This window comes from Bradyrhizobium cosmicum (genome assembly GCF_007290395.2).
Lineage (GTDB): Bacteria > Pseudomonadota > Alphaproteobacteria > Rhizobiales > Xanthobacteraceae > Bradyrhizobium > Bradyrhizobium cosmicum.
Map to the genome: position 1 here is coordinate 5749611 of NZ_CP041656.2, position 22107 is coordinate 5771717.

Sequence of the window (22107 nt, forward strand, 5' to 3'; positions counted from 1 at the left end):
AATAGGTTCTCCGGAGGCTCTAGCTGAGGGGCGGCCGTGGAACGTGACGAACTCGAGCGCCTTGTCGGTGGCCGATTGCGGCTGAGCTTCGACGAGATTTTGAACCATCCCCGCCTGCCGGAAGCGCGTCACGCCTATCTGGACAGCTTCGTCGGCCTCTACCAGGGCGACCCTTTTCTGGTTCGTCTGCTGCTTCAGGCCGGACGATTTCTCGTCTTTCATAGCGTGGCGGTGCTCGAGGCCGCGCAGGATTTATCGCGACGCGAGACCTGGTTCACAGTGGCTGCGCTGAAGCAGCAACTCTCCGTTTACGGCTATGCGAGTGGCCGGCAAGTGGATCATCTCGTCGCTCGCTTGCGCGAGGTTGGATTTCTGGAGCAGCATGCAGCGCCCGGCGACGGGCGCGTTCGGCTACTTGCGTCCACGCACAAGCTGCGCGCACATCACGCCGAATGGCTGGCAACGCACTACGTCCCGCTTGCGACGCTGTTCCCCGATCATGATTACAGCCCGGTGCTGTCGCGCGATCACGCATTTCACGCCCTGCACTGCCGTGAATGTTTGCCATTCAACGCCGTGTCCGCCCGCCTGATGATGACGCTGCCGGACACCATGCTGTTTTTCATGCACGCAGCGGGACCGCTCATCCAGAACGCGGTGCTGAAGGCTGCAATGGATGCGGCCGATCCGAACGCGGCGGTCCCCTACATGGAAGCCGCGGATCGCTTCGGCGTCTCCCGAACCCATGTCCGCAACCTGATGAAGGATGCGGAAAAGGCTGGATTGGTCAGGATCACCGGGCAGGGTGGTCGCAGCATCCTCATCCTGCCGCGCTTTTGGGCCGGCTACGACCGCGGACTGGCCGTGGGGATGTATCTGCACGACGCGGTCAATGTCGTCGCGATGAACCGGTGGGCCAAGTCCCACAAGGATAGCGGCACGACGCCCCTGCCTGATCTCACGGTGACAGCCAGTCACTCGTCCTAGGGCGTGTACTCTTAAACGTCGGCCTACGAAGGCAGAGCGGAAGTCTGCCGCCTTGCGCGGATCGGCGGCTTGTGACCCCGAGCGGACAGCGCGTATCGCCTATGTGCCGATCCCGAAATGGGCTGCTGTAGCACCGACGCAGAGAGCGAAGATGGCCCACAGAATCACTACGGCCATTCCGTAGTTAATCTGGGCTCTCGCGCGAGTGACCGTCGTCTTCAGGTCATCAGGAAGCCCATTAGCAATATCGTCCTGTCCCCAAAATTGCTTCGCGTACCAACGGCTTTGCAACACGGTGTAGAACCATGGAAAGTTCGCGCCGTCGAAGCGGGCTCCGACCAACTTGTATGTCGAATAGGCCGTTCGCATGCTCAGCAGCCCGGATAGAGTTCCGACTATCGGAATAGAAATGAACGACGCTTTTGAGATTTCTGCCCACACGCCTTGCCTCACGATCATCAAACGATGAACTATGTCGCCCTCAATTGTCATTGTAGCAGGCAACACTCAATACGTCAGCTTCTGGCCCGATGGCGAAGTCCGGGTTGGCTCTGATATGGTCAGTGATCGGGGCACACCGGAAGTGACAGGGCGCCTTTCAAACCGGCGCTTCTGACCCGCAACGGGCATCAATGGCCTTGACCCGGTGCGGCCTACCTTTGGTTTGATAGTGTTCTCTCAGGGGCGCGTCATTTGCGTCCAGCAACGACCTCGGGCGGTCGATCCGGCGCGAGGCTGAAATGGTGACGGTCCTATTGGAACTCCCCCCTTCGTGATAGGCAAGGCATCAGGCAACAAAGGAGAGGACCGAGCCGTATGATCAGCCTAATAAATGTCTTCACGGTAGATCCAGCCAACCAGAACCGGCTCCTCGATTTGCTTGCGCGCGCGACCGATGAATTCGTCAGCCGGGCACCTGGCTTTGTTTCCTCGACCCTTCATCGGAGCCTCGACGGCACGAAGGTGACCATGTATGCGCAGTGGCGCAGCGCGGAAGACTATGAGTCCATGCGCCAGGATCCTGGACCGCTACCCTTTCTCGAAGAGGCGCTCACGATCGCGAAATTTGAGCCGGGCATGTATGAGGTCGTGCGCACATTCTCGCCCATTGATAGGTAGGCCTCGCCCCGCGCGCGAATCGAACTTCCGCTGTTGGCCCAATTCGGACCTAGGGCGAGCGCGCCAAATGCGCCGCTATCAGAGGCACAGCGGACCTCATACGAGGTGCAGCGCGGGTTTATGGAGGACACGTCCTAGGCGGCGTGGACAAATTTGCTGGGCACGAGCCTATCGCGGGCGGCGGGCGATCTCGACGGCGGCTTCGATCAGGTCCGCGGGCACTTCCTTGCCAAACGTGTTGATGGCGATGTGACCATCATCTGTGATGCTGACGTCAAAGAGTTCATTCCCTTCGTCTGAGAGCACCTCCAGGCGTATGCCGTCGAAGTCTACATCCGACGCCCACTGATATTCTATCGTGCGATCTTCGAGTTTTAGCGTGCCCATAGTACGAGCTTATCGCCTGCGGGCCCGATGCGCCATAAATTCCGCTGTAAGTGATGGCGATCGGCCAAGGCGATTGACGTGGAGCCAGTGGGTTGATTCAAGGCTGCTTTTTGGAGGCAGGCTTGAGTCGGGGCGATCTCACTGAAGCGGAATGGCGCATCCTGAAAGACTTGCTACCCATCGGGCCTGCGAACCGTGGTCGAGGACGTCCTCCCGAGCAGAACCGCTCTATCGTCAACGGCATACTCTGGCGACTTCGGTGCGGTGCTCCATGGCGCGACGTGCCGCCCAAATATGGGAGCTGGAACACCATCTATCGCCGATTCCGACGATGGAGCGAAGCCGGGGTCTGGGAGACCGTGGCAGTGACGTTGGCCGAGATCATGGCGGACAGCGGTCACTACAGCATCGACAGCACCACAGTCCGCGCCCATGTCTCGGCAGCGGGCGGAAAAGGGGGGCTCATCGACGCGCTCTTGGCCGCTCGCGCGGCGGGTTCACCAGTAAGCTTCACTGCCTGACTGACGCCCTCGGGCGGCCGCTCGCCTTCCACCTGACCGTCGGTGAGGCGGCAGACTGCAAGGCGTATGATGCTCTGATCGGCCTGCCCGAGAAAACGCCCGACGCGTTGCTTGCAGACAAGGGCTACGATGCGGACGCCATCCGGACCGACCTTTCCGAACGGAAGATCAAAGCTGTCATTCCCGGCCGATCAAACCGTCGCGTGAAGATCGAGCATGACCGGACGCTCTACAAACAGCGCAACCGCATCGAGCGCATGTTCGGCCACCTCAAGATCAATCGCGCCATCGCCACCCGCTACGATCAATTGGCCAACAGCTTCCTCGGCATGGTCCATCTCGCCACCGCCAGATACTGGCTCAAATTTGTCCACGCCGCCTAGATCAAAAGCCCCAGCTTGATTTCGCGGCCGCCTCATGGCGGCCGGCGAGCCACCGATGTTTTCCGCCTGCCCGCGCCGATGTTTCGGTCGCGAGGACATATGCGCAAGGTTTTCCAAGCGCGGGTCGCGATCCCAAGGTTATTCTGCGGTCGCGTCCGGGATATCGGTCGCATCCGGAATATCCGCTCGCAAGCAACCCGATTTCCTCAGCGCCCTCATTGTTCAAGAGATTTTCATGGCCAAAGCCAATTCCAATATCGATACATCCCGTCCCGACCGCTTCCCGCTCCCTGCAACCGGCTATGCGCTCCTCTTTGCCGGCCTGGCGGCCTACGGACTGTACGCGCTTTTGATCTCCGGCCCTGCCATGCGTGACGCCGCTCGCGCCGACCTTGAACGGGCGATCGCAGACGAGAATCGGCAATTCTGCGAGACGTTCGGCGTGTCCCCAACGAGCGCTGCGTTCACCACCTGCAGCAAAGAGCTGACGATCATCCGCCAAAAGCAGGTCGATCGTGACAACGCGGCCGCTCAGGGCATTCTCTAGCAACCCTCTCGCGGCGACCGTCATCGCCATATGTCGCGTTTCGCGACCCGCACATTGTCCGGCACGGGATCCCGTGCCCCGGTCCCCGTTTGTTTTCTCGATCCCCTCATTAGCAAGGAATTTCGTTATGGCTCGACGTACAGCGCTTGGTTTAGGCCTCGCGACAATTTGGATCGTGTCTGCCGCCGCGCAGGAGTCAGCTCCATCTTATCAGGCCGACGCGACGACCTATAAGATCATCTACGAAGATCAGAACTTCCGGGTGATCGCCGGCACCTGGAAGAAGGGCACGACCGACAAGCCGCATTCCCATCCCGTTCCCTTCGTCGTCTATGCGCTCAATGATTGCTCCCTGCGGCTTCGCAATCCGGACGGCACGATTCACGAGACCAAGAGCGTGGCCGGCACGGCCTTTTCGGGACCAATCACACCTTCGCACACCGCTGAAAATGTCGGCGCGTCCGATTGCCAGGCCATTTTCGTCGAACGCAAGTAATTCACACGAGGACGATCGGCGGTGCGTCCAGGGGACGTGCCGTCTCCTGCTCTCTTCAGACTGGCGCGAATGCCGGTTGATCCGGGAGCCTCTACGCGATCAGCTGCTTTGCCGCGGCCGAAATCATCACCAGCCCGCCGGTGATCACCGCCGCGTCGAGGATCGCGGTGTGGATGTGCACCGGCATCCGCTCGACGAAGGCCTTGGCGAGGAATGCGCCGGGGATCGCGATGCCGCCGATCAAGAGCGCGAAGGCGAGCACCTGGGCGGTGACGGCGCCGGCAAGGCCGAACACGGAGATCTTGATGAGGCCGGTGCCGAGCGAGATCATCGCGTCGGTCGCAATCACGGCGGCGCCCTCAAGGCCCGCGGCCATCAGCAGCGACAGCAGGATCACGCCCGAGCCCGAGGTGCCGCCGACCAGCACGCCGTAGCCGACCGAACCGGCCGCGAGGCCCGCGTCGCCGATCCTGACCTGGCGACGGCGAAGCACGCGGCGCAGCGGCACGCTCAGGATCAGCATCGAGCCGATCACGAGCGCAGCACCGGCATTGGTGAGGCGCGTGTAGCCGTAGGCACCGAGCGCGGTCGTCAGCGCGGCGCAGGCGAGCACGATCAGCGCACGGCGGCGATCGGCATAGCGCAGATAGGCAAGCGCACGGCTGGAATTGGTGAAAATCGCGGAGATCGCGATGATCGGCACCACGGGCTCGGCGCCGACCAGCGGCACCAGCACCAGCGGCATCAGGGCGCCCGTGCCGTAACCGGCGAGACCACCGATGATCGAAGCGAACAACGCCATCAACGCGACCAGCAGGAGCTGGAAAATCGAGATGTCGGCGAAGCCTGAGACGATGGTCAATGTTTCTGGTCGCGGCTGATTCGTGCCGCAGCTTGATCTGCGATGGAAGCGAGCGCCGCTTCCTCTAGTGGAAAATCCGCCGCAAGCCAAGCGTCCTCGGCGAGCGTCAACACATGTCCGAGCGCGGGCCCTTCGGCCATGCCGCGCGCGATGAAGTCGGCGGCCTTCAGCGGAAATTTCGGCGCGGTCCAGCGCTGCGGCAGCTCGGCAAGCGCGCGCCAGTGCGGCGAACGCACGTCGCTCTCCGCCCGCGCCCAACCGAGCAACACGCGATCGTGATAGCGCTCCGGGCCGAGCCGGTAGAGCAGCCGCCGCGCATTGGCCTCGTCCTTGGCGACGAAACGCCACCAGCGATGTCCCATCGAATCCAGCGCCTTGGCTTCGGCATTGGAGAGCCGGAAGCGCAGCGCGACGCGCCTGGCGTCTTCCGTGACCGCCACCGTCAGCGCCGCGAGGCGGCGCGTGGGACTTGGCCGCAGGCCGAGCTCGCGCTCGATCGCGATCATGGTCGCGAGCGGCCCGGTATAGGCGACACCGCCGATCAGCGCCTGCAGCAACCCGCCCTCGGCCATCGCCAGCGCCGCGTCGGAGGCGCCGCCGGCCGCCAGCAGCTTCAGCATCTCCATCCGCACGCGTTCGGCCGACAGGCTGGCAAGCCCCGCACGTCCGCGGATGCAGGCGAGATATCCGTCCCGATCGGGCGCGCCTGCCCCGAAGGCGGCATGGATGCGAAAGAAGCGCAGGATCCGCAGGAAATCCTCGGCGATGCGCTGGTCGGGATCGCCGATGAAGCGCACGCGGCGGGCAGCGGCATCGGCGATGCCGCCGACATAGTCGTAGACGACACCTGACGCATCGACCGACAGGCCGTTCATGGTGAAGTCGCGCCGCTCGGCGTCCCTCACCCAGTCGCGGCCGAACGCGACCCTGGCCTTGCGGCCGAAAGTTTCGGTGTCCTCGCGCAGCGTCGTGACTTCGTAAGGCTGACCGTCGATGACCAGCGTGACGGTGCCGTGGTCGATGCCGGTCGGCACGCTCTTGATGCCGGCCGCCTTGGCGCGCCGCACCACTTCGTCCGGCAACGCGGTGGTTGCGATGTCGATATCGCCGGGCGTCAGGCCGAGCAGCGCGTTGCGCACGGCGCCGCCGACCACCCGCCCCTCCTCGCCATTGGCGTTGAGCAGTTCCAGCACGCGCGCGGTCCCGCCTGCGGTCAGCCAGGGCGCGTCGGCGAGTAACGGCTTCGCGCTCATCGTGCCGCCCCTATTTTTCCACGCCCGGCACCAGCCTGCCGTTCTCGACATGGGCTGGAACGTAGGTCGAATCCGGCGCGGCGCCGGAGAAATGCGCAAAGCCGATCAGCCCCGCGATGACCAGCACGAGAGCGACCAGAACGAGGCGCGCGACGACGGTGACCGGCCAGGACGACCGCGCGAACAGGCCGGACCGGGTGGCGGCCAGAAACAGCGCATAGACGGCAAACGGGATGAGGAAAATTCCGATCTCGGTCAGAACCGGCCGGATCATGATGAATAGATCCGCTCATACAGCACACGCAGCATTCCGGCCGTCGCACCCCAGATGTAGCGTTCCGCGAACGGCATCGCGTAGTACGACCGCTCCATGCCGCGGAATTCCTTGCTGTGCACCTGGTGGTTCGCCGGGTTCATCAGGAAGGATAGCGGCACCTCGAAGGCGTCATCAACTTCGGAATGGTTGATGGTGAGCTCGAAACCGGGACGCACCCTGGCCACCGTCGGCAGGATGCGGAAGCCGAACGCGGTGCCGTAGAGATCGAGATAGCCGAGCGGCTCGACGAAGTCTCTGGACAGCCCGACCTCCTCCTCGGCCTCGCGCAGCGCCGCATCGAGCGGCGAGGTGTCGGTCGCGTCGATCTTGCCGCCGGGAAAGGCGATCTGGCCGGCATGGTCGTTGAGATGCGCCGCGCGCTGCGTCAACAGGATGGTCGGCTCGGGATGATCGACCACCGCGATCAGCACCGCTGCCGGCCGCACCGGCTGCTCGCGCGCGATGATCTCGAGCATCTTGTCGGTGCCGGGATCGCCCGAGGCCGGAATGATGTTCGGATCGTACAGGCCGGACGGAACGTCGAAGCCGAGCTTTGCCCTGGAGCGGGCGAAGAAATCCGCAGCGCCAAGCACGACGGGCTCGTGACCAGGCTCGCGACCAGCCTCGTTCCTGGAGATAGGCTTGTTCAAAGCGCGGCCCTCACCTGTTCCGCGTCGGCCATGGCGAAGAATTCGCCGGCCGACTCGACGCCGAACATCGGCTGGCCATCGACCATCCGCTCCTCGCCCATGTCAACCAGATCGTAATAGAGCGCACGGGTGACCTTGGCCCAGAGATCGGCACGAACATGCAGATAGGGCGTCAGCCCGCCGTCCTTGGCCTGCTTGAAGCGCAGCCGGTGCGCAGCATCGCAGGTGACCCAGTCGTCGACATTGGTGCGGAAGCTCAGCACGCGATGGCTGCCCTCGCCGTCCTTCTGCATCTCGACCGCCATGAACGGCGCGTCGTCGACGCGAATGCCGACCTTCTCCACGGGCGTGACGAGGAAATACTTGTCGCCTTCGCGCTTCAGGACGGTCGAGAACAGGCGCACCAGCGCAGGACGCCCGATTGGCGTCCCCATGTAGAACCAACTACCATCGGCAGCGATTCGGATGTCGAGATCGCCGCAAAACGGCGGATTCCACAGATGCACCGGAGGCAGGCCCTTTTTGGCGCCTTCGGCACTGGCAGCACTCTTGGCGGCGGCAGTCAGCCCCTCAAGTCCACGATCGGCGCTCTGCCCTTGGTTCGCCATGGTTTGCCCTGACTTTGTCTTTGGCACGATTGGTGCAGGTCTACGTTGTATGTCGCGATTGGGTTCCACCCCCGGATTAGTCCGGTGTGGAGGTCGCCACTTCGTGATGCCCTACATATGCCTAAGCCGATAAGGTGGGGATAGGTTAATTCAACGAATACATGGTCTTCCTGCAAGTCTAGCATAAGGCCCATGTGAGGGAATGACGACGCAGGAAAGCGCGGCAGGCTGAAGGAGCTGACGGATGGCGGAGAGTGTCGAGAAGCTCGAAGACGGTATAGTCCGTTCGGCTGAGCAGGTGTCGGCCCAGGTACGCGCGGCGAAAGACGCGATCGCCTCGGTGATCTTCGGCCAGGATCGCGTGATCGAGAATACGCTGGTCACCATCCTCTCCGGCGGCCACGCGCTGTTGATCGGCGTGCCGGGTCTTGCCAAGACCAAGCTGGTCGAGACGCTCGGCGTCACGCTCGGTCTCGACGCCAAGCGCATCCAGTTCACGCCCGATCTGATGCCGTCGGACATTCTCGGCGCCGAAGTGCTGGACGAGAGCACCGCGGGCAAGCGCGCCTTCCGCTTCATCTCCGGCCCGGTGTTCGCGCAACTCCTGATGGCCGACGAGATCAACCGTGCCAGCCCGCGCACGCAGTCGGCGCTGCTGCAGGCGATGCAGGAGCAGCACATCACCGTTGCCGGCGCGCGCCATGACTTGCCGAAGCCGTTCCACGTGCTCGCCACGCAAAACCCGCTGGAGCAGGAAGGCACCTATCCGCTGCCCGAAGCGCAGCTCGACCGCTTCCTGATGGAGATCGACGTCGACTATCCCGATCGCGACGCCGAGCGCCGCATCCTGTTCGAGACCACCGGCGCGGACGAAACGCTGGCCAAGGGCTCGATGAGCGCGGATGCGCTGATCACCGCGCAGCGGCTGGTCCGCCGCCTGCCGGTCGGCGACTCCGTGGTGGAAGCGATCCTGTCGCTGGTCCGTTCGGCCCGTCCGGGCGAAGAGAGCGGCGAGACCGGCAAGTTCATCGCCTGGGGCCCCGGCCCGCGCGCCAGCCAATCCTTGATGCTTGCCGTGCGCGCACGCGCGCTGATCGACGGGCGCCTCGCACCGTCAATCGACGACGTGCTCGATCTTGCCGAGCCCGTGCTGAAGCACCGCATGGCGCTGACGTTCCAGGCGCGCGCCGAAGGCCGCACGATTCCGGACGTGATCAAGCAATTGAAGACGCGGATCGGTTGATGGCCGCAGAAAACGGGCGCGCAGCGAAGGAGACAGTTGCGATCCGACGTGCCGATGGCGAAAGCCGTACGCTCGCCGCTTCGCTGCCGCGCCTGGTGCTCGAAGCCCGCCGTATCGCCGCCAACGTCATCCACGGCCTGCACGGAAGGCGCCGCGCCGGCTCCGGCGAGAATTTCTGGCAGTACCGCCGCTTCGTCTCCGGCGAGCCTGCGCAGAACGTCGACTGGCGGCGCTCGGCGCGGGACGACCATCTCTATGTCCGCGAGCTCGAATGGGAAGCCTCGCACACGGTCTGGATCTGGCCCGACCGCTCGCCGTCGATGGCGTTCGCCTCGAAGACCGCGCGCGAATCCAAGCTGGAGCGGACGCTGATCGTCGCCTTCGCGCTGGCCGAGCTGCTGGTCGCCGGCGGCGAACGCGTCGGCATTCCCGGCCTGATGGCGCCGACCACGAGCCGCAGCATTATCGACAAGATGGCGCAGGCGATGCTGCATGACGATGCCGATCGGCTGAGCCTGCCGCCGTCCTTCGTGCCCGCGGCACTGGCCGAGACGATCGTGCTGTCGGATTTCTGGTCGCCGATCTCGGAGATCAGGACCACGCTCGCCGGACTGTCCGGTTCCGGCGCGCATGGCACGCTGGTGCAGGTCGTCGATCCCGCCGAGGAATCGTTCCCCTATTCCGGACGCGTCGAGTTCGTCGAGCCGGAGGGCTTCGGCGTGATTACCGCCGGCCGCGCCGAAAGCTGGGCGCAGGATTACACCGCGCGGCTCGCGCTGCACCGCGACCAGATCCGCGCCGAGACGCGCAAGCTCGACTGGCTGTTCACGACGCATGCGACCGACCGCTCCGCCGCCGAGCTGCTGCTGTTTCTGCACGCCGGCATGCAGGTGAGCAAGTCCGGCGCCCGTACCACCTCCATCAAGGCGGGGCCCGCCGCATGATGGGATTGCCGCTCGCCTTCACCGAACCGCTGCTCCTGCTCGGCCTCGTCAGCCTGCCGGTGCTGTGGTGGCTTTTGCGCGTGATGCCGCCGCGGCCGCGCCGCATCGAATTTCCGCCGACGCGCCTGCTGTTCGACATCGCGCCAAGGGAAGAGACGCCTTCGCGGACGCCGTGGTGGCTGACCGCGCTACGCCTGCTGGCTGCGGCGCTCGTGATTTTCGCCGCCGCCGGCCCGATCTGGAATCCGCCAACAGGCGCTGCGGGCAGCAAGGCGCCGCTGATGATCATGCTCGACGACGGCTGGAGCGCGGCATCGCACTGGGACATCAGGATCAGGGCCGCCGACGAACTGATCGCCAGCGCCGACACCGACCGCCGCGCGATCGCGCTGGTGCCGCTGTCCGAGCCGAACCGCGACATCACCCTGATGCCGGCAGGCGCGGCGCGCGTGGCGCTGCGGCAGCTGGCGCCAAAGCCCTATTCGATCGATCGCGTCGACACGCTGACCGCCGTCGACCGTTTCCTGAAGGCCACCGGCGACTGCGAGATCGCCTGGCTGTCGGACGGCATCGACACCGGGCGCGGCGAGGACTTCGTGCAGGCTCTCGGCAAGACCGTCGGCGATCGCAGCCTGACCGTGTTCGAAGGTGGCACGTCGTCGCCGCTGGCGCTGGTCGCGGCCGAAAACGCCGCCGCCAAGATGACCGTGAAGGTGCTGCGCACCGACAGCGGCATCACCATCGGTACCGTGCGCGCGCTGGACCAGAAGGCCTCGCCGATCGGCGAAGCACGCTATTCGTTCGGCCCGCAGGACAAGGAGACCGAAGCCGCGTTCGACCTGCCGGTCGAGCTGCGCAACGACATCACGCGGCTCGAGATCACGGGCGAGCGTTCGGCCGGCGCGGTGCAGCTGCTTGACAAGCGCTGGCGCCGCCGCGCCATCGGCATCGTCACCGGCACGACCAGCGAGACCGCGCAGCCGCTGCTGGCTCCGACCTTCTACCTCACCCGCGCGCTGGCGCCGTTCGCCGACGTGCGGCTGGCTGACAAGGGCTCGCCGCAGCAGGGCATCACGCAATTCCTCGACCAGAAGCTGCCGATGATCATCCTCGCCGATGTCGGCACCGTCGCCCCCGAAATCCGTGAGCGCCTCAACGCCTGGATCGAGCAGGGCGGCGTGCTGGTGCGGTTCGCAGGCCCTCGTCTGGCGCAGGCCGAGGACGATCTCGTTCCGGTCAAGCTGCGCAAGGGTGGTCGAACGCTCGGCGGCAGCCTGACCTGGGAGAAGCCGCAGCATCTTGCATCCTTCGCGGCCGACGGGCCGTTCTCAGGCGTCGTCGTGCCCAAGGACATCACCGTGAGCCGGCAGGTGCTGGCCGAGCCCGACGCCGTGCTCGCCACCAAGAGCTGGGCCTCGCTGGAAGACGGCACGCCGCTCGTCACCGGCGAGCATCGCGGCAAGGGCCTGGTCAGCCTGTTCCACGTCAGCGCCGACATGCGCTGGTCCGATCTGCCGATGTCCGGCACTTTCGTCGAAATGCTACGGCGGATCGTCGATATGTCCGGCTACACCGCCAAGCCCGGCCCCGGGGTCGCCGGCGAGGCGACCGCCGAGACGGTGGCGCCGCTGCACATCCTCGACGGCTTCGGCGCCTTCGGTCCGCCGCCGGCCACCGCCAAGCCGCTGCCCGCGGATTACCGCGACCGCGCCACACCCGATCATCCGCCCGGCTTCTACGGTCCGGCAGAAGGACCGCTCGCCGTGAATACCCTTGCTAGCGCCGACCGCATCGCCGCGCTGAACACCGCGAGCCTGCGCGCCCGGCACGCCACCTACACCAATGCCGAGCCGCGCGATTTGCGCGGCTGGCTGCTGTCAACGGCGCTCGCGCTGTTCCTGATCGACGCCATCATCGTCGCGGTGCTCGGCGGCGGCATCGCCGCGCTGCTGCGCCGGCGCGCCGCGCCGGCCATGATCGTGCTCGGGCTACTGCTCGCGGGTCTCAGCGTGGTCACGCCGACGCCGTCGCGCGCCGACAGCGCCTCGGACGAGTTCGCCATGAAGGCGGTGTCGCAGACCCACCTCGCCTATGTCGTCACAGGCAATGCCGAAGTCGATTCCATCGTCAAGTCCGGGTTATCAGGACTGACGCAGTTCCTGGCGCAGCGCACCGCGCTCGAGGCCGGCGACCCCGTCGGCATCGATCCCGGCCGCGACGAGCTTGCCTTCTTTCCGCTGATCTACTGGCCGATCGTGCCCGGTGCGCCCAAGCCGCCGCAGGATGCCATCAACAAGATCGACGCCTACATGAAGCAGGGCGGCACCGTGCTGTTCGACACCCGCGACGCGATCGAAGCGCCGCCCGGCGAGAACGGCGCCGCGCAGACCCCGGCCATGCAGACGCTGCGCGAGATCCTGTCGTCGCTCGACGTGCCGGAGCTCGAGCCGGTGCCGCGCGAGCACGTGCTGACCAAGACCTTCTATCTGCTGCGCGACTTTCCCGGCCGCTTCAGCACCGGCCAGACCTGGGTCGAAGCGCTGCCGCGCGACGAGGACGAGGACAGCGCGCAGCGGCCCGCGCGCGGCGGCGACGGCGTCTCGCCGATCATCATTACCTCGAACGATCTTGCCGGCGCCTGGGCGGTTCGGCTCGACGGTCAGTACATGCTGCCGGTGGCCGGCGGCGACGCCCGCCAGCGCGAATTCGCCTACCGCGCCGGCGCCAATATCGTGATGTACACGCTGACCGGCAACTACAAGGCCGACCAGGTGCACGCACCGGCCCTGATCGAGCGGCTGGGGCAATAGGATCGCCATGAATTACGGCATCGCGTTCACGCCGCTCGTCCCCGCCATCGTCCTGTGGCTCGCGCTCGCCGCGATCGTGGTCATTGTGATCGTGCTGCTGGTGGCGCGTGCGCGCGGCGCCGCCGTGCGCGTGGCCGCGCTGGCGCTGTTCCTGCTGGCGCTCGCCAATCCCTCCTTCACGCGCGAGGACCGCGATCCCCTCACCTCGGTTGCCGCCGTGGTCGTCGACAAGAGCCCGAGCCAGAATTTCGGCAAGCGCAACGAGGAAGCCGCGAAGGCGCAGGAGGCGCTGGTCGACGGCCTGAAGAAGATCAAGGGGCTGGAAGTCCGCGTCGTCGATGCCGGCCAGGCCGACGGCGAGACTGACGGCACCAAGCTGTTCGGCGCGCTGGCCTCGGCATTGTCGGACGTGCCGGTCGACCGCGTCGCCGGCGCGTTCCTGATCACCGACGGCCGCGTCCACGACATTCCGGCCAACGCCGCAGCGCTCGGTTTCCAGGCGCCGGTACACGCGTTGATCACCGGGCAGAAGGACGAGCGCGATCGCCGCATCGCGATCACGGCCGCGCCGCGCTTCGGCATCGTCGGGCAGAACCAGACCATCACTTACCGCCTCGACGATCAGGGGGTCACCGGCGAGCGCGCCAAGGTCACGATCCGCCGGGACGGCGAAGTCCTCAGCGAGCGCACGCTGGGAAGCGGCCAGTCCGCAAGCGTCGACGTCGACATCAAGCATGCCGGACCGAACATCGTCGAGATCGAGGCCTCGCCGCTCGAGCGAGAGCTGACGCCGGTGAACAACCGCGCCGTCGTCGCCATCGACGGCGTGCGCGACAAGCTGCGCGTGCTGCTGGTCTCGGGCGAGCCGCATTCGGGCGAGCGCACCTGGCGCAATTTGCTGAAGTCCGACGCCAGCGTCGACCTGGTGCATTTCACGATTCTGCGTCCGCCGGAGAAGCAGGACGGCACGCCGATCAACGAATTGTCGCTGATCGCGTTTCCGACCCGCGAGCTGTTCCAACAGAAGATCAACGAATTCCAGCTGATCATCTTCGACCGCTACGCCCGCCAGGGCGTGCTGCCGATCGCCTATTTCGACAACATCGCGCGCTATGTCCGCGCGGGCGGCGCCGTGCTGGTCTCGGCCGGTCCCGACTATGCGTCGAACACCAGCATCTGGCGTACGCCGCTGGACTCGGTGCTGCCGGCAGAACCCGTCGGCGTGACCGAGAAGCCGTTCTATGCGCATCTGTCCGATGTCGGCAAACGCCACCCGGTCACGCGCGGTCTGGAAGGCGCCGCAAGCGAGCCGCCGCGCTGGAGCCGGTTCTTCCGCACCGTCGACACCCGCAACTCCGTCAACCCGCCGGTGATGACGGGCGCCGACGGCAAGCCGCTGCTGTTCCTGTCGCGCTTCGGCGAAGGCCGCGTCGCGCTGCTGCTCTCCGACCACATCTGGCTGTGGGCGCGCGGATATGAGGGCGGCGGCCCGCATCTCGACCTGCTCAGGCGGATGTCGCACTGGCTGATGAAGCAGCCGGATCTCGACGAGGAGGCGCTGCGCCTGCAGGTGCAGGGCAAGGACCTCGTGGTGGTGCGCCAGACCATGGCGGACAGCGTCCAGCCGGTCAGCGTGACCTCGCCGTCGGGCGTGGCGCACGATCTGACGCTGAGCGCAGGCGATCCCGGCGAGTGGCGCGCCAGCCTTCCCGCGAACGAGCTCGGCCTGTGGCAGGCCACCGACGGCACGCTGAAGGCGCTGATCAATGTCGGCCCGACCAATCCGAAGGAGTTTTCGGAGGTCACCTCCACCATCGACACATTGAAGCCGCTGACGCAGGCGACCGGCGGCAACGCCGTGCGCGTGGTCGACGGCGCCAGCGTCGAGCTGCCGCGCATCGTGCCGGTGCGCTCGACCGGCATGTTCGCCGGCGACGGCTGGATGGGCGTGCGGATGCGCGACGCCAGCGTCGTCAAGGGCGTCGGCGTGCTGCCGATCTTCGCCGGCCTGATCGGCCTGCTGCTGCTGCTCGGCGCCTTCGCCGCGACGTGGGTGCGCGAGGGGCGCTGATCTCCCAGTGGCAGGAACGACACATCGCGTGGCGGCCTGCGCGCATGAGCTCGGCGGCGGTTGACATTCACTCACCGATCGCGCGATGTTACATTATAACATCGCGAAAGGCCGAGGGGATCGGTGCCTCGCGATGCGGGGTGGCGTTTCCAGATGAAGTGGTTCCGGTCGAATATCAGGCACGGTGCCCGGCTCGCGTTGTTCGCGATGCTGGTGCAGCTCGCGCTGACGTTCGGCCACAGCCATTGGTTCGCCCAGGCGACGACGCTCGCCCAGTCCTCGCTTCAGCAGACCGACAGCACCAGCAAAATCTCCTCGATCGACCGCGCTGCGGTCCAGAAGCAATCGCCCGCGGGCCCCGACCGCGAGCAGCCGGGCGACGACAATTGCGCGATCTGCGCCGTCGTCGCGATGGCGGGTACCATCGTCTCCGCGACGCCGCCCCTGCTGCTGCTGCCGCAGGCGATCGAGCTGCTCTATCTCACCACAGACGCCGAATTCGTCCATCTGAAGTCGGCCGCATCGGCGTTCCAGCCGCGCGCCCCTCCCGCGTCCTGATCTCCAACGCTTGATCATGCCTGGGCTCGCCATGTCGGCGAATGCCCGGGAAACGTTGAAGTCGAATTCCGTCGCACCGCGACGGCAGGCCGCCTCCGAACAGCAACCACATCTGCGGACGGCGCCTGAGTGGAATCAGGACCATGTCATTTCAATTGCGACGCGCGCAGCGTCTGGGTGGAGCAAGCCTGCTCCTGTTCGGCGCCGCCGCCACTCCGGCGCTGGCCCAGGACAAGCCCGCGGCCGCCGAGCTTCCCGCCGTCACCGTGACGGCGCCCAGCCCCATCGTGCGCCGGGCCATCGTGCCGTCGCGCACGGCGAGCCGCGCCACGCGTCCCGCGCCGGCGCGCGACCGCGAGCGCACCGCCGAAGCCGCGCCAGCAGCGCCGGCATCCGCCACGCCGCAGCCGGGTGTGCTGCCTGTCGTGACCAACCAGTTCGCCACCGTCACGGTGATCCCGAACGAGGAGATCCGCCGTCAGGGCGGCGGTCAGCTCGGCGATCTCTTGTTCTCCAAGCCCGGCATCACCGGATCGAGCTTCGCACCGGGCGCCTCCAGCCGCCCGATCATCAGGGGTCTCGACGTCAACCGCGTCGGTATCGTCGAGAACGGCACCAATGCCGGCGGCGCTTCCGACCTCGGCGAGGATCATTTCGTCCCGATCGATCCGCTCGCGACCAACCAGATCGAAGTGGTGCGCGGCCCGGCTGCGCTGCGCTACGGCTCGACCTCGATCGGCGGCGTCGTCAGCGCCACCAACAACCGGATTCCGGACGCGCTGCCTGCTTGCGCACCGTCGTTCCAGGCTTACGGCCTGCCGGCCAAGGCCCCGCTCGCTGCGGCCGCGACGTCGCCCTGCGTGACGGCCGAGACGCGCACCGCGTTCTCTTCGGTCGATCGCGGCGTCGAGAGCGGCGTGCTGCTCGACACCGGCGGCGGCAATTTTGCGTTCCATGCCGACGTCTACGGGCGCACGACCTCGGACTATTCGATTCCGAGCTATCCCTACCTGAACGACCAGACGCGATCGGTGAACGGGCGCCAGCCGAACTCGGCGACACGCTCGGACGGCGCCTCGATCGGCGGCTCCTACTTCTTCCAGGGTGGCTATATCGGCGCGTCGATCACGCAAAACGATGCGCTCTACCACATCCCCGGCATCGACGGCGCCGACCACAACACGCGGATCGACGGCCACCAGACCAAGATCAACGTCAAGGGCGAGTATCATCCCGACGCCGCCGCGATCGACACCGTGCGCTTCTGGGCCGGCGCGACCGACTACCGGCACAACGAGATCGGGCTTGCCGATCCCGCCGATCCCACCAGCGACGGCGTGCGGCAGACCTTCACCAACAAGGAGCAGGAGATCCGCACCGAGGTGCAACTGATGCCGTTCAACGCGCGCTTCGCCGAGGTGACGACGGCGCTCGGCTTCCAGGTCGGACATCAGGAGCTGAGCGCGCCGAGCCCGGACAATCCCGGCACGCTGTTCAATGGGCTGTGGGACCCCAACAACAGCACGCGCGTTGCGGCTTACGCCTTCAACGAGTTCAAGTTCACCGAGCAAACGAAGGCGCAGATCGCCGGCCGCATCGAGCATGTCGAGCTGCACGGCACGACGCCGAACTTCCCGGCGGATTATCTGCCCGACGGCACGCCGCAGGTGGGAATCGCACGCAATCCGTCGTTCACGCCGAAGAGCGGCAGCATCGGCCTGTTGCAGGATTTGCCGGGCGGCATGGTCGGCAGCATCACCGCGCAATATGTCGAGCGCGCGCCGAAGGCGGCCGAGCTGTTTTCCCGCGGCGGCCATGATGCGACTGCGACCTTCGATATCGGCAATCCCAACCTCACCATCGAGACCGCCAAGTCGGTCGAGCTCGGCGTGCGCAGGGCGACGGGGCCGTTCCGGTTCGAGGCGACCGTCTACTACACGCATTTCGACAACTTCATCTATCGCCGGCTCACCGGCGTGATGTGCGATGACGACTTCGCTTCGTGCGGTACGCCGGGCGCCGAACTGAACCAGGCGGTCTATTCGCAACGCAACGCCAACTTCCGCGGCGGCGAATTCCAGTCGCAACTCGATGTCGGTGCGTTCCAGGGCGGCATCTGGGGCATCGAGAACCAGCTGGACATGGTCCGCGCCACCTTCACCGACGGCACCAACGTGCCGCGCATTCCGCCGCTGCGGATGGGCGGCGGCGTGTTCTGGCGCGACGACAACTGGCTGATGCGCGTCAATTTGTTGCACGCCTTCGCCCAGAACAATGTCGCCGTGATCGCGGAGACGCCGACACCGGGCTACAATCTGTTGAAGGCCGAGGTCAGCTACAAGACCAGGCTCGATCGCAACTGGTTCGGCGCGCGCGAGATGACGGCAGGCATCGTCGGCAACAACCTGCTCAACGAAAACATCCGCAACTCGGTGTCCTACACCAAGGACGAGGTGTTGATGCCAGGCATCGGCGTGCGGGCGTTTGCGAACTTCAAGTTCTAGGTTGCTCGAGCCGGGGCCCAAAGGGTCCCGGCACAGCCGTTGCCTCATCGGCAACAATCAGGTGCCAAGAATGATCTTGTGAGATCCGGCCCGCCTCTTCACTCTCGCCGGCGGTGTGAGCACCCTGTTGCGTTGCTCGCGATGCAGACCTCGAATGGCGAGTGGGCAATGACAGAGCTGGGATCGTTCCGCGCGGGATCGTATCAATTCATTCCCGGCGTGTTCCAGTATTCCGCCGGGGTGAAGCCCGACGATGGATTCGAGATCGTCCGCGCTCGATTCCGGCGTCCACTGGCTCTCTCAGAGGGATTTTCCGCTGCGGCTGATCATTTGAAGTCGGTCAATCGCGGCGTCCAGGCGTTCTGTTCCTGCGAGCTGAGGTCGCCGGCGCCTTTCACCGAGCAGGGTTTCCTCGACTTCAACAAGGAATATGTCGGCTGGCTCGACAGATGGGGGCTGACGAAGGATGGCATCAATCCGGTCGCACGCACCAACGTGTGCCCCGAGGTCGATCCTCCGAAGACGGTGAGCATGTATGCCTTCTGCTATACGCGCCCGACATCGTCGAAAGACGGCGGTGGTTTTGTCGTCGCGGGCAGCGGCGAGGCCCCGGAGGGCAAGGCGAGCTACCGGGATTTCGCAATCAGGCCCGGGGACCAGTCGACCGAGGGCATGCTCGAGAAATGCCGCTTTGTGCTCGGCGAGATGGAACGGCGCATGAGCGCGCTGGGCGCAGGATGGGTAGATGCGACCGGCGCGCATGTTTACACCGCATACGAACTTCAGGCATTGATGAAGCGCGAGATCGCCCCGCGCGGGGCCGCGGCGAACGGCCTCAGCTGGCATTTCGCAAGGCCGCCCGTGCAAGGCCTCGATTACGAGATGGACGTTCGTGGCGTCTCCGCGGAGGTCGTGATCTGACGAGTTTCTCCTGAAGGTCGACGCACATGCCCCGTGAAGTCATCTACACCGATCAATTGATGCGCCCGATCGCGCATTTCTCGCATGCCTCGCGCATCGACAATCTGATCCACGTGGGCGCATCGGCGGGTGTCTTTCCGGATCTGCGCCTCGCCGGCGAGGCTCCGGGCCAGGTCGACATGGAGGCGCAGACGCGCCGCATGTTCGCCAATCTGAAGACGACCCTTGACCTGCTCGGGGGACAAATGTCGGATGTCGTTCGGCTCAAGGCCTACGTTGCCGACACCAGGGATATCCCAAAGTATCTCGCTATCTATGCCGAGGAGTTCCCGGGCTTGCGGCCGGCGCACAGCGTGGTCGGCTCCTGGGATTTTCCGCTGCCGCAGGCGGCCGTGGAAATCGACACCACCGCGATCGTCGGCGGCCAAGCCCGCGCGACACCGGCGGGCGCCATGGTCGCGGGAGAGTGGCACCACGCCACCGCGCTGCCCATCGGCAGCAATGGCGGCGCCGACCGGCAGGTCGCGGCCACCTTGCAGAACCTCAAAACGATGCTCGAGGATGCGGGCTTTGGCCTTGGCGATGTCTGCAATCTCCACGTCACCATCGCGGACATTCGCGACTACGACCTCGTCGTGGACGCGTGCACGCGGTTCTTCGGCGACCGCTTCCCGACATGGACCGTGGTCGGCGCTCCGCTCGAACGGCCGGAGTTTTGCATCGGCATTGAGTCGGTGGCCATCAAGGGTGGCGGACAGGTGATTTCGAGCGAACTCTCGCCTCATCTGCCCGGACGCCCCGCGCCGGCCATGCTGGCGGGCGATACGCTGTTCCTGAGCGGACAGGGCACGCCTGACGATGCCGATCTGAGCGCGGAGCAACAGGCGAGAGCGATCTGGAAGCGGCTTCATGCGCTGATCGAGGCCGCCGGTTTTCCGAAGGACTCGCTGCTGCGCACCAACAACGTGCTGACCGACTGGCGCGACTTCCAAGGCTTCAACCGCGGTTACGGCCCCAACGTGGCCAAACCCTATGTGCCCCGGGCGACGGTAGTCGGTGCCCTCCCCGACCGGCGCGCGCGGGTGCAGACCGAAGGGATCGCCCATCGCAACGGAAGTCATTCGAAGATCGTGCAAGTCGCGCCGCTGGTCGAACAGACCGGTGCCTGAGCGTCAGGAAGGATCATGGAACGTTTTCGCGGAAAGGTCGTCCTCGTCACCGGCGGCACGCGCGGGATCGGCGCGGGCCTCGTCGGCGCGTTCCTGAAAGAAGGGGCGGCAGTCGGCTTCTCCGGCACGAGCGAGGCCGGCATTGCCGAGGCTTTGGTGAAGTTCGGCGCTCCTGAAGCAACCTGCGGCATCGTTGCCGATCTCGCGCATCCGGATGCCGGCCCGGACCTCGTGCAGGCGGTGTTCGATCGTTTCGGCCGGATCGACGTCGTGATCAACAACGCGGGCGTCGGCAGCATCCTGAACGAGTGGGAGATCACGCCCGCGGAATGGGATCGCGTTCACGCCGTCAATTTGCGCGCCACGTTCTTCGTGGCCCAGCACGCCGCGCGGTCGATGCGCGACAATGGCGGCGGAAGCATCATCAACGTGTCGTCGATTGCCGGACAACATGGCGGAGTCGCCGGCAGCCCGGCCTACGCCTCGTCCAAGGCCGCCGTGATCGGCCTGACCAAGTCGCTGGCGCGGCGCTTCGCGCCCCATGGCATCCGCGTCAATTGCATCGCGCCCGCCGACATAGAAACCGACATGACCGCCGGCTGGCCGGCCGCGTTGCGCGACAGGCTGAATGCCATGACGCCGCTCGGCCGGTTCGGAACGACAGACGAGGTCAACGGCGCGGCGCTGTTCCTGGCCTCAAGCGAAGCAAGCTTCATCACCGGACAGACGCTGGCGATCAACGGCGGCGCCTACATGTAATTAGTGCGGTCGATCCGACGCCGAAGCACGATCGGCTTCCACCTTCAGCATGTCAACGAACGCACTGACCGCCAGAGGCAGCCGCCTGCCGGCCATGACGCAGACGTCGTGCGATGCGCGCTGGAAGGAGTCCTCGACAATCGGAATGCTGACGAGAGCGCAGCTTTCGAGCTCCTGCAGGGTCGGCAATGTCGGCAGGAAGGTGACGCCGCCGCCGTAGCGGGCGAAGCCCTTCAAGGCCGCGATGGAATTGGTTTCCAGCGTCGGCGACAAATGCAGCCGTCTTGCGCTGACGGCGGAGTCGATCAGCCGGCGAATCCCGAAGGTCTTTTCCGGTACGGCCAAGGTGTGGCCGACCACTTCCGACAGGTCGAGCGACGGCGCCCGCGCAAGCGGATGGCCTGGCGCCACCACGGCACAGAGCGGGTCGTGAATGTGCGCGGCGAAGCTCAGGAGCTCGTCGGCCTCCGCATTGAAGACGAGGCCGATGTCGCCGGTGCCGTCGTGCAGGCTGCGCGTGATGGCGGAGGTGCCGGCGACCTCGAGCTCGTAAGTGATGCCCGGAAACCGCTTGTGAAACGAAACGACAGTCCGGGTCAGCAAATAGTCGACGAGTCCCTCGTTCGCCATGATGCGAATATGGCCGCGCTGCAGACCGCGCAGCGAGTCGATCTCGCCGCGCAGCCGCTCGACATCCAGCAGGAAATTGCGGGAGAAGCGCGCCAGCGTGTCAGCCGCTTCGGTCGGGGCCACGCCGCGCGGCAGCCGCTCGAACAGCGGCACACCGACCATCTGCTCCAGCCGCGAGATCTGCCTGCTGACGGCCGAGGGCGCGACATTCAGGGAGGACGATGCGTGCCGTATCGACTTCAGCCGATACACCTCCCGGAAATAGCGGATGAGCGTTGACTCAAGCTGCAAGAGAGTTGCCTCCAGGGAAACATTATCAGTGAAAGACGACAATGCGGGCAACCCAAAAATCGCCGCTACCGGAACGCA

The 22107-nt window shown here is 65.6% G+C and carries 21 protein-coding genes and 1 pseudogene; 14 read left to right on the plus strand and 8 right to left on the minus strand.

Annotated elements, in window-relative coordinates:
- Nucleotides 1–75: 75 nt before the first annotated feature.
- Nucleotides 76–987: a hypothetical protein gene (locus tag FNV92_RS27560; protein WP_244623628.1), complete on the plus strand. Its 912-nt coding sequence runs from the start codon at nt 76–78 to the stop codon at nt 985–987.
- Nucleotides 988–1086: 99 nt separating this feature from the next.
- Here the strand turns inward: FNV92_RS27560 and FNV92_RS27565 are convergent, their stop codons facing one another.
- Nucleotides 1087–1479, minus strand: a complete 393-nt coding sequence (locus FNV92_RS27565; protein ID WP_143843756.1) for a hypothetical protein — start codon at nt 1477–1479, stop codon at nt 1087–1089.
- Between the two features lie 324 nt (nt 1480–1803).
- Here FNV92_RS27565 and FNV92_RS27570 point away from each other — a divergent pair, with 324 nt between their 5' ends.
- The gene (locus FNV92_RS27570; protein ID WP_015687991.1) at nt 1804–2106 is read left to right on the plus strand and encodes an antibiotic biosynthesis monooxygenase family protein; all 303 of its coding nucleotides are present in this window, start codon (nt 1804–1806) and stop codon (nt 2104–2106) included.
- 168 nt (nt 2107–2274) lie between these two features.
- Here the strand turns inward: FNV92_RS27570 and FNV92_RS27575 are convergent, their stop codons facing one another.
- Nucleotides 2275–2493 (minus strand): hypothetical protein, encoded by a 219-nt coding sequence (locus tag FNV92_RS27575; RefSeq protein WP_143843755.1) that lies wholly within the window; start codon nt 2491–2493, stop codon nt 2275–2277.
- 122 nt (nt 2494–2615) lie between these two features.
- On the opposite strand from FNV92_RS27575, the pseudogene FNV92_RS27580 reads away from it, so the two are divergent.
- The 3 genes and pseudogenes from FNV92_RS27580 (at nt 2616) to FNV92_RS27590 (ending at nt 4440) form a co-directional block, all read left to right on the plus strand.
- A pseudogene (locus FNV92_RS27580) lies at nt 2616–3397 on the plus strand (IS5 family transposase).
- Nucleotides 3398–3632: 235 nt separating this feature from the next.
- Nucleotides 3633–3944 (plus strand): hypothetical protein, encoded by a 312-nt coding sequence (locus tag FNV92_RS27585; protein ID WP_015687992.1) that lies wholly within the window; start codon nt 3633–3635, stop codon nt 3942–3944.
- A gap of 127 nt (nt 3945–4071) precedes the next feature.
- On the plus strand, nt 4072–4440 hold the full coding sequence (locus FNV92_RS27590) for a cupin domain-containing protein (protein WP_244623626.1): 369 nt from the start codon (nt 4072–4074) through the stop codon (nt 4438–4440).
- Nucleotides 4441–4531: 91 nt separating this feature from the next.
- Here FNV92_RS27590 and FNV92_RS27595 read toward each other — a convergent pair whose 3' ends face one another.
- From FNV92_RS27595 to FNV92_RS27615, 5 genes are read right to left on the minus strand one after another with little or no spacing between them, the layout of a single operon-like run.
- On the minus strand, nt 4532–5302 hold the full coding sequence (locus FNV92_RS27595) for a sulfite exporter TauE/SafE family protein (protein ID WP_143843754.1): 771 nt from the start codon (nt 5300–5302) through the stop codon (nt 4532–4534).
- Complete coding sequence (locus FNV92_RS27600; protein ID WP_143843753.1) at nt 5299–6555, minus strand: CCA tRNA nucleotidyltransferase; 1257 nt, start codon at nt 6553–6555, stop codon at nt 5299–5301. The genes FNV92_RS27595 and FNV92_RS27600 overlap by 4 nt, the downstream gene beginning before the upstream one ends.
- 10 nt (nt 6556–6565) lie before the next feature.
- Nucleotides 6566–6829: a DUF6111 family protein gene (locus FNV92_RS27605; RefSeq protein WP_143843752.1), complete on the minus strand. Its 264-nt coding sequence runs from the start codon at nt 6827–6829 to the stop codon at nt 6566–6568.
- A complete protein-coding gene (locus FNV92_RS27610; RefSeq protein WP_244623625.1) occupies nt 6826–7521 on the minus strand; it encodes a CoA pyrophosphatase in 696 nt (231 codons plus the stop codon). Before FNV92_RS27610 ends, FNV92_RS27605 begins: the two co-directional genes overlap by 4 nt.
- The gene (locus FNV92_RS27615) at nt 7518–8129 is read right to left on the minus strand and encodes a DUF1285 domain-containing protein (RefSeq protein WP_143843751.1); all 612 of its coding nucleotides are present in this window, start codon (nt 8127–8129) and stop codon (nt 7518–7520) included. Before FNV92_RS27615 ends, FNV92_RS27610 begins: the two co-directional genes overlap by 4 nt.
- A gap of 244 nt (nt 8130–8373) precedes the next feature.
- On the opposite strand from FNV92_RS27615, the gene FNV92_RS27620 reads away from it, so the two are divergent.
- The 9 genes from FNV92_RS27620 to FNV92_RS27660 all read left to right on the plus strand — a co-directional run bounded on the left by FNV92_RS27620 (nt 8374) and on the right by FNV92_RS27660 (nt 21108).
- Nucleotides 8374–9372, plus strand: a complete 999-nt coding sequence (locus FNV92_RS27620; protein ID WP_143843750.1) for an AAA family ATPase — start codon at nt 8374–8376, stop codon at nt 9370–9372.
- Complete coding sequence (locus FNV92_RS27625) at nt 9372–10316, plus strand: DUF58 domain-containing protein (RefSeq protein ID WP_143843749.1); 945 nt, start codon at nt 9372–9374, stop codon at nt 10314–10316. Before FNV92_RS27620 ends, FNV92_RS27625 begins: the two co-directional genes overlap by 1 nt.
- Nucleotides 10313–13126: a DUF4159 domain-containing protein gene (locus FNV92_RS27630; RefSeq protein WP_143843748.1), complete on the plus strand. Its 2814-nt coding sequence runs from the start codon at nt 10313–10315 to the stop codon at nt 13124–13126. Before FNV92_RS27625 ends, FNV92_RS27630 begins: the two co-directional genes overlap by 4 nt.
- Nucleotides 13127–13133: 7 nt before the next feature.
- Nucleotides 13134–15197 carry a hypothetical protein gene (locus FNV92_RS27635; protein ID WP_143843747.1) on the plus strand — a complete coding sequence of 688 codons (2064 nt, stop codon included), beginning with the start codon at nt 13134–13136 and terminating at the stop codon, nt 15195–15197.
- 153 nt (nt 15198–15350) lie between these two features.
- The gene (locus FNV92_RS27640) at nt 15351–15755 is read left to right on the plus strand and encodes a DUF2946 domain-containing protein (RefSeq protein ID WP_015688003.1); all 405 of its coding nucleotides are present in this window, start codon (nt 15351–15353) and stop codon (nt 15753–15755) included.
- Between the two features lie 143 nt (nt 15756–15898).
- Nucleotides 15899–18259 carry a TonB-dependent receptor gene (locus FNV92_RS27645; protein ID WP_143843746.1) on the plus strand — a complete coding sequence of 787 codons (2361 nt, stop codon included), beginning with the start codon at nt 15899–15901 and terminating at the stop codon, nt 18257–18259.
- Between the two features lie 168 nt (nt 18260–18427).
- Nucleotides 18428–19180 (plus strand): 2-amino-5-chloromuconate deaminase CnbZ, encoded by a 753-nt coding sequence (gene cnbZ, locus FNV92_RS27650; protein WP_143843745.1) that lies wholly within the window; start codon nt 18428–18430, stop codon nt 19178–19180.
- A gap of 26 nt (nt 19181–19206) precedes the next feature.
- Entirely contained in the window at nt 19207–20349 is a 1143-nt protein-coding gene (locus FNV92_RS27655; RefSeq protein ID WP_143843744.1) for a Rid family hydrolase, read from the plus strand.
- Nucleotides 20350–20364: 15 nt separating this feature from the next.
- The gene (locus FNV92_RS27660; RefSeq protein ID WP_015688007.1) at nt 20365–21108 is read left to right on the plus strand and encodes an SDR family NAD(P)-dependent oxidoreductase; all 744 of its coding nucleotides are present in this window, start codon (nt 20365–20367) and stop codon (nt 21106–21108) included.
- On the opposite strand, the gene FNV92_RS27665 is transcribed toward FNV92_RS27660, so the two are convergent.
- Entirely contained in the window at nt 21109–22029 is a 921-nt protein-coding gene (locus FNV92_RS27665; protein ID WP_143843743.1) for a LysR family transcriptional regulator, read from the minus strand.
- Between the last annotated feature and the right edge of the window lie 78 nt (nt 22030–22107).

Coding starts and splice junctions, on each gene's coding strand:
- FNV92_RS27575 (WP_143843755.1), bottom strand. CDS start 2,493: ATGGGCACGCTAAAACTCGAAGATCGCACGATAGAATATCAGTGGGCG.
- FNV92_RS27615 (WP_143843751.1), bottom strand. CDS start 8,129: ATGGCGAACCAAGGGCAGAGCGCCGATCGTGGACTTGAGGGGCTGACT.
- FNV92_RS27660 (WP_015688007.1), top strand. CDS start 20,365: ATGGAACGTTTTCGCGGAAAGGTCGTCCTCGTCACCGGCGGCACGCGC.
- FNV92_RS27590 (WP_244623626.1), top strand. CDS start 4,072: ATGGCTCGACGTACAGCGCTTGGTTTAGGCCTCGCGACAATTTGGATC.
- FNV92_RS27585 (WP_015687992.1), top strand. CDS start 3,633: ATGGCCAAAGCCAATTCCAATATCGATACATCCCGTCCCGACCGCTTC.
- FNV92_RS27570 (WP_015687991.1), top strand. CDS start 1,804: ATGATCAGCCTAATAAATGTCTTCACGGTAGATCCAGCCAACCAGAAC.
- FNV92_RS27565 (WP_143843756.1), bottom strand. CDS start 1,479: ATGACAATTGAGGGCGACATAGTTCATCGTTTGATGATCGTGAGGCAA.
- FNV92_RS27625 (WP_143843749.1), top strand. CDS start 9,372: ATGGCCGCAGAAAACGGGCGCGCAGCGAAGGAGACAGTTGCGATCCGA.
- cnbZ (WP_143843745.1), top strand. CDS start 18,428: ATGACAGAGCTGGGATCGTTCCGCGCGGGATCGTATCAATTCATTCCC.
- FNV92_RS27605 (WP_143843752.1), bottom strand. CDS start 6,829: ATGATCCGGCCGGTTCTGACCGAGATCGGAATTTTCCTCATCCCGTTT.
- FNV92_RS27620 (WP_143843750.1), top strand. CDS start 8,374: ATGGCGGAGAGTGTCGAGAAGCTCGAAGACGGTATAGTCCGTTCGGCT.
- FNV92_RS27600 (WP_143843753.1), bottom strand. CDS start 6,555: ATGAGCGCGAAGCCGTTACTCGCCGACGCGCCCTGGCTGACCGCAGGC.
- FNV92_RS27635 (WP_143843747.1), top strand. CDS start 13,134: ATGAATTACGGCATCGCGTTCACGCCGCTCGTCCCCGCCATCGTCCTG.
- FNV92_RS27640 (WP_015688003.1), top strand. CDS start 15,351: ATGAAGTGGTTCCGGTCGAATATCAGGCACGGTGCCCGGCTCGCGTTG.
- FNV92_RS27655 (WP_143843744.1), top strand. CDS start 19,207: ATGCCCCGTGAAGTCATCTACACCGATCAATTGATGCGCCCGATCGCG.
- FNV92_RS27645 (WP_143843746.1), top strand. CDS start 15,899: ATGTCATTTCAATTGCGACGCGCGCAGCGTCTGGGTGGAGCAAGCCTG.
- FNV92_RS27630 (WP_143843748.1), top strand. CDS start 10,313: ATGATGGGATTGCCGCTCGCCTTCACCGAACCGCTGCTCCTGCTCGGC.